Source organism: Rhodococcus sp. MPR-R1B (genome assembly GCF_058793255.1).
The window spans coordinates 35,923-52,322 of the sequence record NZ_JBXAFO010000005.1 but is presented as its reverse complement, the minus strand read 5'-3'; the positions used below and the strand labels follow the sequence as shown (position 1 = coordinate 52,322).

Genomic DNA, 16,400 nt, shown 5'->3' with positions numbered 1-16,400 from the left:
TGAGATATGGAGCGCCTGCCTCCGAAAGACCAATTTGTCAACCTATTTCAGGAAGCAACGCACTAGGCTTTCCAGTCCACACCACGACTAAGTTGTCTCTTGCGCGAGTTGCAGCCACATACAGCAGCGACCTCTCCCTTTGAAGCGCGTCGTCACGCTCCCCCTCCGGGAGGGAATCCACCACATAGGACCGTGGAATCGAGTTCTCTCCCACTCCAACGAGAACAACCTTCGCGAACTCCATACCCTTTGCCCGGTGCATCGTCATCACCTGAGGAGTTCCCTTGGCACCTGATGAATTCCGGTCGACGAATGTTGCAGACGTCTCACGTTCACCCAGTGCGCGCGGAAGTGCTTGTCCCTCTTTCTTTGTGGGGACAAGCAAACCGATGGATTCTGCATCCGTGCCAGCCGCTGTCCAAGTCTTCACGAGTTTGGCAACGACGTCATATTGCTCGGTGAGGTTCGATACCGAAATCTGTTGGGGTTTAGGCCCACTGCGAGCGGATCGGTACCCCTCTGAAGTCTCCGGCAGATCACCCAGATCGGTGAATTCTGCGCCAGAGAGAATCCCGAGGGCGTAGTGCAAGTTTTGTTCGGTCGTTCGGTAATTGAGCGTGAGGCGACGCGAGCGCCCCACAATGTTGATGCCGTACCGTCCGAGAACAACTCGTTGGCCGTATATCCGCTGATGAGTGTCCTCCGCAAAGAACAGATCATTCTTACCTTCAGATGCGAGGGCTCGAAGGAGCTGAAAACGGCTCGGGCTCAAGTCCTGAGCTTCATCCACGAGCACGTGATCGGCGAGTGCCGACGATCCGTCGCGCAGCACTGCTGCAGCGATGGCGGCCTTCTCGTCGAAGTCAGTCGAACCCGACGCCGCTCCAGACGCTCGATAGCCGGCGATGACGTCCCACACCGCGTTTCGCTTCGACCGATTGAGTGACACCCCCCGCCCAGAGCGCTTCACACGCAAGTATTCTTCGCGCGTGGTGACAGAGTTCGGTAGAACTACCAAGCTGTACTCCGCTTCGAAGAACGAGTCCACTTTCAACTCATTCGGCAGATCGGCTCCGTAAGCACCGATCGCCTGTTTCCATGCATCGAAACCCTGATTCTTGAACACTTGCGCTGTTCGAGGGCCGAGAACTGTTGCAACTGCGCCGTTTACATCAGCACCTCCGCCAAGCTGACTTTCGTATTTGTGCAGGACGCGCGAAGCGATGGCGTCGACGCCGGCAATATATACACCTGGTTTTCCCATGTCGGCCGCGAGTGTCACGGTGGAATCAAGCTGACGAAATTGCGCCCGTAGGCTCTCTGCGAGGGTAGCGCCGTAGGTTGTGAGGACGATTCGCGCCGTAGGGTTCTTGCGATGAAGCTCGCGTGCGCGATGGAGAAGGACGACCGTCTTGCCGGTTCCTGCACCGCCAGTCAGACGGAAGGGACCATTGATGTCTTTGAACGCATACGCACGCTGTTCCGGATGGAGAAAGATGCGCCATGCGGCGAAATCCGGACGCTCGATAGCTTCGCGAAGCTCGTCGTTGTCCTCGATGAACGCGAATTCCATTCGCGCCGCGGGATGCCGGAGGGCCCTGAGCAGTTTGTCGTCCTCGGTACCGTCATCGGATTCGACGGTATCGAGCGCGTACTTCTCCTTGACGTCTGCCAATGACGTTCCCGTGAAGATGTCGACGAGAGCAGTGCCTTGCCACGTTGCCGGCGCCGTCTCCGCGTACTCGAGCAATGCATCAGGATCGTTGATGTCCAGAGCACCCGAGGCAAACTCGAGGTCTAGTCCCAACTCCGTCAAATCTTCAGCTGTGAACTCACGCCGGCGTAAGGATTGTTCAATCGACGGCGTACGGTTTTCGGAAACTGCAACCGGCGCTGAGTAAACCGGCGCTGGAGCTGTACTTTCGACCGGCAGCAGCTCAGCGATACCGTTACGCGGATTGACGGCCATCCTTTGTGTCTGAGCAATCTTGATTGCCTCGTCGTGCGGGTAGGTACCGATGAATACGTACGATGCGTCCTGGCCGCTGCCTTGAACTTTGAACAGAACCGCACGATTGGAGAGGTCCACCCTTCCCGTCCGTGCGCGAGGATCAGCCGAGTTGTTGATCGGCTCAATGTGCAGGCTCTTGTTGTCGTCGTTAGCCGACAGCTTCGCCAAAAACGCATAGGTTGCCTTGTGGAGACTCCCATCGATCTTGTCCAGTCCACGTCCGATGACAATCTGAGGCATCTACTCGCCTTTCACTGAATCAATAGTCACAGAAGGCGTTTGTGCAAGACCCTCTGCTTGGACAAGCTCGATTACCTTCTTCGCGTCCACTGGGCACAGCGTCCATCCTGCCGCCGTCAACCCCTCGCGATCCTCAGCATCAAGACCCAGATCGACAGCGATTCGCAGTGAAGGCCAGGATATTTCGAGAGGCACCCCTGCGACCTCCTCACCGACCTCCGGAATTGGGAGATCAGACGCCGCCAATCCGGTCACCAGCGGCTGAGCCGCCTGAACCACCTCGTCGTACACCTCACGCCAAGGTCCGGTCAATGTCACAGATTCACTTGGCCCCCCCGTGACAGTCGAGGCGGGCGAACCGAGATTCATCGATGAAGACGCCAGGTGCCGGCGCGTAGTCACGACCGCAGGAAGCGGACGCAACTCGAGCAGGTTGGACCACCGAAGCCATTCCCTCCACAAATCACGTGATTCCGTGGACAACGCAGAATCGTCGTCGTCGATGACGACGGCTATCTCTGCATCGTTGGGCGACTTTCCGGCGGGGACCCGCACCGCGATCGCGAATCCACGGTCTCGCCACGTGATCGTGTCCCCATTCGGATCCGCGACAACACCACCGTCGATCAGCCGTCCCGCGAGCACCGCAGGTGCCGCACCGCCGGTCTGAGTTGCCGATGCACTCATTCCCATGATCGCCAGTACTGGGAGCCAATGTGCAAGGTTCCGCCGCGACTGCGCTTGCGGGCTCTGCATCCACGCAAGCAGTAAATCAATGGCGGTGGCGAATACGAGGTCGACAGAACTCTTGGCAAGCTGATCACCCGCCATCTGCAGCAACCCCGGGACGCGCTCGGCGGCCAAGATCGGTGACGTCGATGGCTTACCCTCGAGATCTTGATGCGTCACGGCGACGACTTGGTAGCCACCGTCACGTAAGTTACGTCGTTTCTCCGCATCGTCCGCAAGCCGATTTTTCGAAGGACTGGCATGGAATTGCCATCCGTCGGTGAAGATCGCGGTCGGAGGAATACCCGGCGTTGCTGACGTCAGAACGAAGTCCGGCTTGCTTCCCAGGATATTTTCCTGAGGCCTCAAACTCCATCTGTTGGATGATCCGAGCGCCACGTCCCACGCGACGCCTCTGTCGGTCGGTTTCTCGACGATCGTCGCACCAAGCGCCCGGAGGCGCTCGGCAAACACGACCCGGAAGCGCCGTTCGAGGTTCGACTCCAGATCGACCATAGGCGGTTCATCCGAAGTTATGCTCCACGGCATCGCATCCGGAATCGGACTGTTGTCGTCCGTTGACACCTCCCGGCCGAGCAACAGCGACCGCAGGTGACGTGCAGCAGCACTCCGCGACGTGAATTTGACCTCGGTGAACGACGCGAACGGTAGCAGACACTTTTCGCAGGCAAGCTTCCCTTCGTGCTGGCACTCGCACGATGCGACGATAGCGTGCGCCCTTCTCAGCACGTCCCAAATGGTACTGGGATCGGAAAGATCAGCGAGGTACCCCGTACCTCCGGGGACGATGTCGTGCAGCAGCAGACCGGGTCGGTTTTCGCCGTTCACGGCAGGATCGACCACAGCCACGATCTGCAGATGGTCCGGATCTCCGCCGATTCGTTCACGCAGCCCAAGTAGCAGCGCCGCGGACAGGGATGGAACTGCAAAGGAATCGCCCCACGTCACCGATGGCGGCAACCGCAAAACCAGTCCTTCGGTGGTCAATGACCGCGCCAATGCAATCGAGAGCGTCGACTCTTCCAATGCCTTGCGATACGAACACCAGGGACGGTGTTCACTCGGCGAGTTGCGCCGCGTGTCCGTGTCGAGCTTTCCGCATTCCGAGCACACCCGAAACATTGCAGACTCGATCTCGCCGCCCGCGAGAATCCGCGACGACCCACCGCTACGGCTGCCTCCGGTATTGATCCATCGGATCGTCATCGAACGACGATGTGTCGCTCCGAAGCCGAGTCCTTCGACGAACCAACGGCGGGTGAAGGAGGTCGGGTCGATATCCGCAGCAGTAATGATCGTGAACGGGTTACGGATTCGTTCTTCTTTGCCGTCGTCGATAGCCGCTTCTTCACGTCGAACGACGGCCGACACACTCGAGAGTTCTACGACGGGGAGGCGCTGGCCGATATCCGCAATTGCTGCTGTTCCACAACGCGGACATGTCGCCGGAGGCTGCGCACCGTCCCCCAGGTCGGCGATGAAACCGCAAGCGGGACAGCAAGCCCACTCGTGCACAGCGTCGCCCTCGGCGCCGAGGTCGACGGCGTCGATGGCAATAGCGAATCCACTTGCGTAGAAGGTGGATCCGGGTGCGAAGTCGCGTAGGGCCTGGGCGGATCCTCGGGTGAGCTCGAACTCGGTGTGTTCGAATTCCTGAGTCTCAGGATGTATCCAGTTGACGGAGACCGAGAGGGTCACCGAATCGTCGAGCAACGTGTAGTTGGGAAAAAGCCCGAACGCTTCCAGCGCACTGATCCAGTATTCGGACCGCAGGGACGCGAGTTGCGTGCCGACCAGTCGCTGGGCGGCGAGAGCGGTACGGTACGCAACTTTGTCATCATCTGTGGCCACTGTGCTCTGCGCTGCTGCATGAAGTTGTGGCACAACCGCGTCCACTGCCTTCTTTCGGTGCTGCAGCGTCTCGATGCGTTGGTTCCATTCCATCGACGCGCTATGGCACCGGGACGCCAATTCGCTACTCTCGGGCCCACTCTGAGGTGTGGCGAAGTCGCGCAGTCGCTCGACTACCTCGCCGTCCAGCGATTGAAAACCGGCCACGAACTCGTCCACGTAGAGCGTCGAGTGTGATTCGGCATCGGATATGAGAGTGCCCAAGTAGGTTTTCGGTCCGGTCGACCCGAGTGCATCAGGGGTGGTTCTCGGATGTGGCACATTCTTCAGGCGTGCCAATCGATCGGCGACCGAAGCGATGAACTGCCGACGAAGAATCTCTTCGGCATCCAGATACGTTGCCGGCGGTCGGACTGCGCCGTTGATCGTCGCGTCCGGATTGGCAAAGCGTGGCAGTTGATCGCCACGTGCGGTCACATATGCCAAGGCAAGCGCATTACCAGTCAGTCGACCTGCACGGCCGACTCGCTGTAGATACGACGCGACGGAGCGCGGGAGCGATGACAGCATCACTGCCGACAGATCACCGATATCGATGCCCATCTCCAGTGTCGGAGTCGCGACAAGTACATTCGGCGCGTTTGGCGGCGGATTGGTTTCTTTGAACTGTGACTCGTACTCCAAACGCTTTTCGTCGGGCAACAGCGACGTGTGCTCACGCGCGACAACTCGACGAATGTCGGTAACGGTGTACATCTGTCGATAGAAGTTGTCGTCGATACGCCGGCGTTCAAGGGTGCCTGCACAAGCCGCAATCAGGCACGGACCACCAACAAGTTGATCAACGGTGTCGTGGCCGCTGATGATCGAATCTCCGCAGTTGCTACACCCCAGCGAGACCGTCTTGTCGGAAATCTCACTATCGGAGATCGGACGAGCGACAACCGAATCCGGCGTCAAATGGAAGGTTCGAGTTCCACTACCGCCTGCTAACTCGCCTACGACATCGCGATGCCTTAGACGCTCGAACAGCAGTCGACTGAGGACTGCACCCTCGGCTGGACTGACGGCAAGAGCTTTTGCCGTCCAGCTTGCGTACCAACCGCGGGCAGACGCTACTGGCTCGAAGTCGCTGTCGCGACGGTTGACCGTGCCGAGTACGGGGAAGCCCGGTGCGGAGTTCCCGCGGCCAAAACCTGGCATTCCTTGACTTCGTTTGCGGCCTCCGGTGATCCACCACCGGTTGCCGTCGTCGGTCCGAAACTTCTCGAACCAATCGTGTGCGATCGCGCCTCGGATTCGCATGTGCTCCAAGGTTCCTCGGACCCAACGAACCAACTGTGCATCGGTGTACGTGTCCAATGCCAGTTGCACGTCCTGCCCGTCGAGCACGTCTCGTGCACAGAGCAGCAACACCGAAGGCGAGACATCGACCTCGGCAAGGGCCGTCCCCGTACGCGTCAATGTTCGACCGACGCCGGCACGTAAACCGAATTCCATCGCTATATCAAGTTGAAGTCGCTTGGTGACAAAACCACTCAACGTCGCCGAAGCTCGACTCAGGCGCGCGGTACTCCAAAACTTCGAGAAGTCGTCCCGATCGGCGAGTTCAGGAGGCAGGAGTCGGTAGCGCTTGGCGCGGTCGTTGCCCGCCATGGTGATCATCTTGTGGGCGAGAGCGTCGAGGTTGGTGTCGCCGTCCTCGAGTGCCTGACGGATCAACGTTCGTAGCGTGAGAGCCCTGGATCGCGCCTGAACGAAACCGGCGCGATGTGCCGCGTCCTGAACACTGTCAGTGAAGACCAGTGCACGCTTCTCTCGCGGATCAAGGCCGGGGGTGCCGAACAGTGTCGAGAGCGATACCGACAGCATCGTCGCGATCGCGGAACCGAGAAAGCGGATTCCGTCACGTTGACGGCAAGACGGGCACACATCTCGAATCGAATCCTCACCGGCGGTGTCGCCGACGTTGACCAACACGGGTACGGCGCCACCCTCGGCAACAACCGATTCGGCAGGCCGTTGTCGAGTGATGCGACGATCGTCGACTACCAGCCATGAAAGCTCGGACGCAGAAGCAGGTTTCGACGGAGCACTCGAGTCCGATGTCGAGTCAACCGCTGTCTCCCCTTCTACCGGTGCATGGATGAGAGCCCGGAAGCGGTCATCGTCAGCGAGCTTGCGACGCCGGATTGTAGAGTCGTCGACATCGAGATCCGTGCCGGTAGGTGCGAGTAGGATCCCCCAACCGGATCGATTGCAGTGCCGGCAGTAGAGCGCGGGAAGGTACGGAGCCGCGAGTGAATCATCATGAAAATCGTCGCTGAGCAGTAGACCGTCGTCGCCCCAGGCGAACTGGGGCGCCCCCGATGCTGCCCGATCCAGCCGGGTCAGCTCCCGAACCCAGAGATGAACGTCCACCGATGGTGCGGTGCGTCCCGAAACCGCACGCACGTGGCTGAGAGTAGTGACCAGCGCTTGTAGGGCCTGGGCTCTAATGTTTGGGTCGATACGCTCGAGGTCTGACGCGAGAGACTCGTCTGTGCCTGCAAACAACTCAGGATCAGACAAACTGAGAATGGGTACTGCTGATTCGCAGCGTTCGACAATTCGATGAAATACTGGATGCGCTCGAATCAAATCGAGGCCGAGACCATCAATCGCGTTGTCTTCGAATCCATTCGGCACCCTGTAGAGCGACCGAAGTGCAGCCCGCGATACGTCAACAGGATCAGTCACACTGGAAGCAGATGCGAGCTCTCGAAGTCGTTTCTCGTCAATTTGTGCAACGGTGATCCCGGTTTCAGCGATTCGCGAGGCAGCACCATCTGACCACTCCTGCAATGATTCTCGAGATTCGGTGACCACCGATTCAGCCTTGAATTCGTCACCGAAGACCGTGCGGGCAAAATCGAGCATGGTCGAGGAGTCATTGCCGTCTCCCAGAGTCGCCGACGTCGCGATCGGCGTGACGCGTCCTAGTGGGCGGGCGCGGTCTTCGTCGGAGATGCCGGTGTCACCGTCAACCCAATAACTCTTGAGAGTCATTCCGAGACGGCGCAACAGCATTGATACGTCGGTGCCCTGAGCGCCATCATAGGTGTGAAATTCGTCGAGAACCAGATATTGAAGGCTGTGAGCACTCTGTCGCCACAGTTCTGCATCAGCCGGACGGAGCAACAGCTGGTCAAGCATTTTGTAGTTGGTCAGCAGAATGTCCGGTGCGACGCTTCGGATTACGTCCCGATCGCTGATCAGTCCGTCGGGGCCGACGGTCGTCCGGGTTGCACCAGCTTCACCGGTGTAGAGCGCGGCTGTGATTCCGCCGAGCTCCTTGTGCTCGGTGATCAAACCGGCGAGGCGCTGCGCCTGATCATTTGCCAGCGCGTTCATCGGGTAAAGAATGATCGCCTTGGTGCCAGTCATGCCCTGGCGTTTAGCACGCAGAACGTGATCGAGAATTGGGTAGAGGAATGCTTCGGTTTTTCCCGAACCGGTACCCGTCGTAACGAGAGTGGGCAACGGCCGCGACTTGTCAGGTCCTAGGTTCGCGCTACTGAGCCGCTCGAAGGCGGCGGCCTGATGGCCGTATGGCGTGAACCCCTCATACCATTCCAAGGAGTCTCGCCAGCCGTCTTCGGCAGGCCGAAATGGCATGCGCAGCCGCAGATATGGTCCGCGAAACATCCCGGTTGAGGGATGTTCGAGAAACGCATCCAATTCACGTCGTGCATCGGGGTCCGCAAGTGCGAAAGTAGTGCCGAGGTAGTCGAGCAGGCTGGCAGTGATGCGCTCGGCCTGCGAGAGCGGCAGAAGTTCAGAGGCCATCAGTTGGCACCCACTGCCGTGCCGCCCGTAATGCCAAGTCGGCGTTCGAATTCCGTATATGCCTCGCGCATGTCCGCTTCGCGGTCCAGGAACTGGAATGGCAATTCGTAGGTGTACGTGTTGCCGGCCGGGTTTGTGGCAGTGCGTTCGTCCTCGTTGATCGCGTCGCCCTTCTTGCGCCACACACTGAGCACTTCATTGGGCACGAGTCGACCATTGATGTCGTAAAGGTATGTCTTGCGGTCGTATCCGTAGAGGACAGGGAATTGTGTGCGGTAAATAGTGCACAGCTCGTCCGCTGTTAGACCGAGTCCCAGGGCGACGAGCGCATCGATCTCAACCAAAGCCTGGCGACGATCAGCAGCAATGCGCAACGGGGTTTCAATCGTCCACTTGGAACCTACGTCGCCCAAGGGCTTCCTCAGTGAATGATCAAAACCGCCAGTCCAAGAATCACTGCGCACCGACTCTTCAAAGCACTGACTCCACAAATCTGCGTACGCGTTGGATACACAGTTCAAGCGGAGCGTACGAGCAATCATGAGGCCGGCGACCTTCGGATCATCGACAATCGGAAGGCGGTAGAACACATTCTGATAGATACCGCTCTTCGGAGCAGCACGTACGCTGAAGTCTGCGACAAGAGAGGATGCGCATGCGGCGGCTCGCATGAGATCTCGCATTCGCCCCAAAGGTAGCCCGACGCTAAAGACTCCATTGATATGCCCTGCTCCCGGTGGAATCACCGCATTTATCAGCGTCCTCTCCCCTGTATTGGCCGCCATCGCGCGCCATGCCACTCGATAGCAATCCCGAGCCCGAACAGTCTGCAAGATTCCGTTCTTGTCCTCGACTTCCCATGAGGTGTATCCCGCGTCGTACCGCGCTCGTCCACCCACCGGTTTGTACGATGTCGCAGGAATGGCCTCTACAGGGAGCGATTCGAGATCAGCGCTGGACCAGTCGAGGTTATTTCTCATCGTTTTGTTGGGAGACTTGTAGAACGGAGTGCTGACATGCATGTGAGGACCTTGCAGGATCACCTCATCCCAACTTTCAGGCACTCCCCATTCTTTCTTGAAATAGCCCTTTGTGAAATCAGTCGTCTCATTCCATCCCTGGGAAAACTCAGGCTTCAATTCGCCAATACGCGGAGCGACTGCCAGCTTTTCCAACGAATTTGCAGCCGAACGGTTCACTGTATATATCATTCGAGTTTGACGAATTGGCACTCCGGGTTCTTCGAGCGCATCCTTCCAGGAGGCCAACACCTCGTCATCGACAGTAATAATTCGCCCACGGTGCGGCCTCTGATCCCATTTACCCTCGTCGTCCTTCAATCCCGGCTCAGCACCTGACCCGTCATGCACCAGGGATCGTTCAACGGTATCCGGATGATACAGCGACGATGCTGACAGAAAAAATGGATCACTGACTGATCCGTAAACATGAACACCAAATGAAACGTGATGATCGATCTCGTAGAGAGTCAACTCATTCACAAATTGCCAGTGCCGCCTCAACATCTCATAGGAGGCTTTCCGGAGAAGTCCAGCTTTTTCATCCGTAAAATGAGTTTCCGGGTGGATTAAAGTTGCGATTCCAATCTCCGATCGGTTTCGCCACACCTGCTCCATGAAGCAGCGATACAGGTCTGGCCGAAGACCTTTGAGATTAGGATACATGCGAGAATCGGAGACGAACTGTCTGACCGAAGCTACAGATGTTAGTTGATCGACATAGAAGTCGACTGCCGCACCATCTTCGAAAACTTGAGCCTTAAGGGCGTTCGCTCGGTCAGTCGAAATCTTCGATTCGAGAGCGAAAACTACGTCGTACTCTGCCAGGGCCGCGGTCTCATCAAAGTCGGGCCGCACCCACGGCGGGTTACCGACTTGGAGGTCGAAGCCTCCTCGCGAGAATACGGGCGAGAAATCCAGTTCCCAATGGAAGAACCCCTGGCGAGCAGCGACACGCTCAGCAACCACCAACCAGGGTGAATTATTTTTCAACTCATCAACTTTGACAGCTTTCGCAAAGAGCAACTCGTTGGACTCAACTGCCTCGAGCTCATCCCAGGACTGGATTGTGAACAGATTGAGCTGGCCGTGCTTCTTCTCCGGCTTCGACTCCCCGATGGGGGTGCCGAGCAGACCGGTCAATGTTTCGATCCACTGATCCAAGGTCGGCGGTTGTACGAGATCGTCATTGACTGTTGCGTCCTCGTCGACCAGCGGCCAGAACCACAGCGCACACCATGCGTCCATGACCCGACGCAAACGCCGATACGCGCCATTCTCGTCTGCCAACGACGCTTCGATCAGATCGCGCGTGACAACGGTTTCTGCGCTCTCGGTTTCACGTCCCCACACTGGAATCGGCCGACGGATCTCCCGCTCCGCGATCTCGAGGCGCTTGTGTGCCAGCAGCCACAATGTCTCCACACGGCCGGCGAGCTCTTTGAGTTTGCGAACCTGGGCAGTTGTCGGCTGGGGCTTGAGCTCTTTCCGCCATGTCTTCAGATCAGCCAGAGCGTCCGGCGCGAGCTCTTTGACTTCCTTGGCCTCGACGGTCGAACCCCAGCCGCTGGTCGGCACCAAGAAGTGGTGGACACCGTCCACTACGTCAATCGGCTTGCCCAGCGGGTTGTCCGCAAGGCGAACGTCGATCGGCGTGGCATCGAGCCATCCCCGAGACTTCAATTGCCCACTCGGAATGAGGGCACGTCTGGCACCGATGAGTGAATTGCCACGCTTGAGATGCAATCCGAACCACGGTGCGTCCAGATCTCGCGCCATGGTGTCCAACCACAACGAGATTTCGGCGAACTCAACCGCAGTTGCATTGAGATCCACGCCGTACACCTGATGAAGGGCTATGTACGCCTTTGCACGTTGCAGTTCAGTTGGATACTCCTCAGGGTCGATACGCTCGCCCAGCTCACGCTGCCGACGTGTCAGGTACTGATCGGCTAGCTGGCGCACTGCTTCGATAGCGAAAGCTCCCGATCCCAAGGCAGGCTCACACACGGTGAGACCAAGAATCTCCTCGGCGGAAGTGCTCGTTCCATCCTGATCGAGCAGTTCTTCGAGGGCCTGCCCCACCGTGAACTTCGTCAGCACCTCAGGGGTGTAGTACGAGGCTGATTGCTGACGTTCACGGCCTGCCAGACGAAACACGAAGGTGCCCTGCTCATGTCGAACCTTGGTCGGCTCCCCGGTGAGCTCATCCTTCACAGTGACGAAGTCGGACTCAGCAATGCCGTCGATTCGCCCCTCCGGCACCACCCATGATCCTTTGGAGGAATCCCCGTTCTTCGCAACCTCGTACAGCGCGTCCTTCGCGAAGAAGCCGGTGTAGCTCATCAACCCCTCGTACACCGCGCCGAGCTGGTTGATTCCGAGGTCCGCATAGGAAATGAAGCCGCGATCTCTTCCTCGAGATTCTTTGCTCAACAACAGATTCCGAAGCACTTTCTGCACGGCAGAGTTACTCAGCTTGACTTCGTTGACGAAAGCCGTTGCGATCGGTCGAAATAGATCAGCCTTGAGGTGCCTGAAGGTGAGCCCTTCAGTTCTCGACTCATCACCGGACAATCCGTCGTGACCTATGTCGACAAGTTCGAACAAGGTGTGCAACGAATCGTGGAAATGCGTGCCATTCTCGGCCCGAGGTGTGACCAGCTCGACGAGTAGCAGTTCCCGCAGGCGATCAAGACTGTAGCCGCGCTCATACGTCTGCTCACCGGTGGGTAGAACACCGAGCTCGGGCCGGGCCTCGGCGTACAGCAGGAACAAGATGCGGTACAGGTAGCGAAGCGCTTGTCCTGCAAGCTCTTGCGCGTCCGAATCTGCCAGTGGAGCCAGTCCTTGCACGGCTCGCCGAGTGACGACGTCGTTGGCGATGAGTTCGATCGACAGCCGAACGCCCTCGCGCAGGTCCTTGGACACTCCAACGGTGTGCTTGGCGGACTCGTCGATCACCCCGGCCCACCAAATATTGCCTTCGGCATCGGGAGCAAGCGAGTCTGCCGCCAAGCAAGTTAATGCCCGGTCCGTCTCACCACCTCGTTTGTCATCATTTCGCTCGCAGATTAGCTGCAGATCGACGGCAAGGTAACGACCTTCGAGCCAGCGGCTTCGTTCGGTGATCAGGGCCTGGGACCCAGCGAGAACAAGAATGAACTGTGGACCGTCTTCCGCCGTCGACAGGTGGGACAGCAATTGTGCCACTGACGCCAGGTCTTCGCCGGGAACATCCTCGTCGCCAGTCCTGAAAACTGTTCGCAGCGTCTTCTCGTCCTTGGCGATCAACTGCTCGACGCTGAGCTCCGCCCTACCTTCGACGATCACTAACGGTGCAGGCCCGGTCAATCCGCGAGTACGGACCGCAAGCGCAGGCCCCGATTCGGTGTCGGTTCCACCAATACGCACAATCTCCCAGCGCACACCTTCGTACCCGAGTATCGAGCGAAGGTTCGAGTAGAGCTCACTCAGCGTCTGCTGGTCCGCAGCTTCACCCAAGCCCAAGAAGTCTCGCGTCAGATCACCACGTTGCGCCGTGAAACGCGAACGCGCAGTTGGTTGCCCGTCGGTCTTTTCGGACTCCCATTGCTTGCGCCGATCGATCACTCGTGCGTTGAACGACTGAGATGTCGCGTCGGTGGTGAAGTAATGCTCGCTGACAAAATCCTCGCCGACGATCAGGGCATCAGATGTTGAACTCACTAGAGACTCTTCCCTGTCGTCGCTACACTCTGATTCGTCGAACCGCCCGGGACCGCAACGAGTAGCGGACGGACAAGTCGGCGGTCGGGATTCATCGATTGAGCGACTTCTCGCTCGTGTGACACTCGATCTGCCCGTTGACGTAACTCGTCACGTTGGATCAGCGCGTCAGCTTCGTGGGTCCACCGTTCTGCGCGCGAAGTCCATTCACTTACTCGTTGCCGAGTCTCGTCCCTGATCGCGCCTGCGTGTTCTTCGGCTGCAGAATCTGCGGCACGAACGGCTGCAGCAACCAGTAGCTGCAAGGCTTCGACGCTGCCGAGAGCGGCTGTGTTGATATCAGCGAGGCCAAGTGCCGCAATTGCATGAGCCGCGCTTGGATGCGGCGATGCGAGACCGAAACTTGGATTGTTCACATCAGGGAACGCCACGGTGTAGAACGACGCAGCGACTACCTGCCCACGTGTATTCGTTTGCGTTACCTGGACCAGCACCGTCGTATCCGGCACTGCCCCGCAGACCGCGAAAATCTGCCGTCGACCCAGATCTGCGAGCGACCGATCTGCAGCCCAATCAAGAATCGGATGAAGGGGCGCAAGGAAATGCGCCTCGGGCCACGTCGACGTCGACTCCCCTGCCCGCGCAGCGCGCAGTTCTTCCTCGCCCCGCAGTGCTGTGAGCGCCAGCTTATAGGTCTCGGTGACCGACCGCGCCCGAAGATACGACTGCGGCAGAACCTGCAGTCGCTGCTTCAGGTCACGCGGCGGGGTGAGACTGGCAATCGACTGCGCCTTGTGCACAGTCCAGGACACACCATTGGGCGCTGGTTTACTCGGCGTTCCGACGAACTCCTCCAAGGCATCAGAAAGATACTCGAACTCGGACGAATACAAACTGGTAGATGCCTCGCCGCTTGTCGGCGGCTCGGTGGGCACCGGCGATGACGATGCGTCCAGGCTTTCACTGGCAGCACCAATTTGGGCAAGAAGACCACTGAGGCCACCGCCTGAGGTCACCTGATCGACGGTCTTCACCACGGAATCCAGGGACTTCTCGCCGGCGAGAACTTGACGAATGGCCTCTTCCTCCGCTGCAACGTCGTAAGTTCCCATCAGCGAAGAAGATTCGCCCAGGGCCTTGTGCGCCTCGTGTTCTCGCTCCACCAAGCGCGTCAGAACTCTCACGTCACCCGCAAAGTGCTTCGTCGACGGTGTCAGTAGCAAGGTCACAATCCGAGGGCGATGCCGTTGCCCGTACCGATCGATGCGCCCGTTGCGCTGCTCGATTCGAATCAGGCTCCAGGGAATGTCGTAGTGCACCATGTCGTGACACTGCGAGTGTAGGTTGACGCCCTCGGACGCAACGTCACCCGTGACCAGAATTCGAATGGGTGAAGACTCGAGTTTGAATGATTCGACGATGTCCTGCTGCTCGACGTCGCTGAGTCCACCGTGCAATACCGTCACCTGACCAAGGTCGCGCCCCTCGGTGAGAGTCATCTTCAGGTCCTTCGATAGGGCCTGTGCAAGTGCCTTCAGCGTCGCGACGCGCTCCGCGAACACGACAACGCGGGTGTCGCCGTTCTTTTTGACGCCGATTTCCGCAAGATAGTCGAGGAGCTTTCTGTACTTCGCAGACTCGCGCAGTGGTGTAGCGGCCACCAACTCGCCGAGATGATCGAGCGCCACGATTTCCCTTGCTGCACTTGCATCCTCCGGGTCCAACCGCTTTCGTCGTTCGACGATCGACTGCGTCAGCGCATCCGGAGACGAAAGGAATGCTTTCGCGAGCACCCACGGAAACAACCGCGTCGAACCCGAATACGGCGACTGCCCCTTTTCAGGCCAGAGCCACACATCTTCGAGTTCGCGGGCTACTGCGTCTTCAGCGGCCGAGGCATCCACCGTGATATTGCGTGGTGGTTGACGTTCCGCCCAATCCGAACCGACTTCGCTGGCAACATCGGGATGATGGCGATGGCGACGAATGACAAGCTTTTTGACCTGCTCGGCATCCAACTCACCTGACGGGGACACGGCACTGGGGTCCAACATGCGAATCAGCTCGGCGAACGATTCGGCACGACCGTTGTGCGGTGTTGCCGACGCAAGAATCAACGCGTCAGTCCGCGACGCCAACAGCCGGGCGAGTCGGTTGTTTTGAGCGGCAACATTGGTGACGTTGTGGGATTCATCGATGACCACCGCGTCCCACTGCTGCTTACGAAGGTGGTTGAGGTAACGGTCGCTCTTGAGGGTGTCGATGGAGATGATCACCCGTTTGTAATAAGTGAACGGGTTGCGAGTCGCAGGAAGGATCTGTCGAATGCGTTGAATCCCAGTAGAATCCAACCGGACGAACGGCAGAGCAAACCGAGTCCACAGCTCCATCTGCATCTGCTCGAGGACGTGTTTCGGAGTCACGACGAGGATGCGATCACCACGACCACGCCTGACCAGTTCCGACAGAATCATCCCGATTTCGAGTGTCTTCCCGAGACCGACAGCATCGGCAAGCAGTATGCGCGGGCGAAGGTTGTCAGGATCGAGTGCCTGACGAACAGCCTTGTACTGGTATTCGAGTGGCCGGGCAAGTGCCTTGTGCGCAGTCGTGAGGCTGGGATCGGCAATCGCCACCGGGGTCTTGCGGAGCATCGATTCGAGCCACAACCGTGATCTACGGAATTTATCCGAGGTATCGGCCACCACCGTTACGTCTGTGGGATCGACCGGCACAATTTCATCCAGTGCAGTCGAAAACGATGCCTCTGTGTCGCGCACCAAGTCGGAGAGACCCAACACGTGCACTACGTATCCGTCTGACGTCGGTTCGACGGAGGACACCAACCATTCCTCATCCCGAACCTCCACTATCGAGCCGGGAGCAACGTTGAATGAATACTCGCCCCCGGCTGCTGAGCCGACGACGGGGGTAGCGCTGATTGTCACGCGTGGTGGTCCTCTCACTTCGGGCCGTGCCGGCTCGAAATCCAA

The 16,400-nt window shown here is 58.5% G+C and carries 4 protein-coding genes; all 4 read right to left on the bottom strand.

Features of this window, described 5'->3' with window-relative positions:
* Window positions 1-37: 37 nt before the first annotated feature.
* From AC1Q61_RS09220 to AC1Q61_RS09205, 4 genes are read right to left on the bottom strand one after another with little or no spacing between them, the layout of a single operon-like run.
* Window positions 38-2,251 (bottom strand): 3'-5' exonuclease, encoded by a 2,214-nt coding sequence (locus tag AC1Q61_RS09220; protein ID WP_215515634.1) that lies wholly within the window; start codon window positions 2,249-2,251, stop codon window positions 38-40.
* Window positions 2,252-8,680 carry a DEAD/DEAH box helicase gene (locus tag AC1Q61_RS09215; RefSeq protein WP_252194247.1) on the bottom strand — a complete coding sequence of 2,143 codons (6,429 nt, stop codon included), beginning with the start codon at window positions 8,678-8,680 and terminating at the stop codon, window positions 2,252-2,254.
* The gene (locus AC1Q61_RS09210) at window positions 8,680-13,407 is read right to left on the bottom strand and encodes an Eco57I restriction-modification methylase domain-containing protein (protein WP_051649614.1); all 4,728 of its coding nucleotides are present in this window, start codon (window positions 13,405-13,407) and stop codon (window positions 8,680-8,682) included. Before AC1Q61_RS09210 ends, AC1Q61_RS09215 begins: the two co-directional genes overlap by 1 nt.
* Window positions 13,407-16,355 carry a helicase-related protein gene (locus AC1Q61_RS09205; protein ID WP_308251808.1) on the bottom strand — a complete coding sequence of 983 codons (2,949 nt, stop codon included), beginning with the start codon at window positions 16,353-16,355 and terminating at the stop codon, window positions 13,407-13,409. The genes AC1Q61_RS09210 and AC1Q61_RS09205 overlap by 1 nt, the downstream gene beginning before the upstream one ends.
* Window positions 16,356-16,400: the final 45 nt, after the last annotated feature.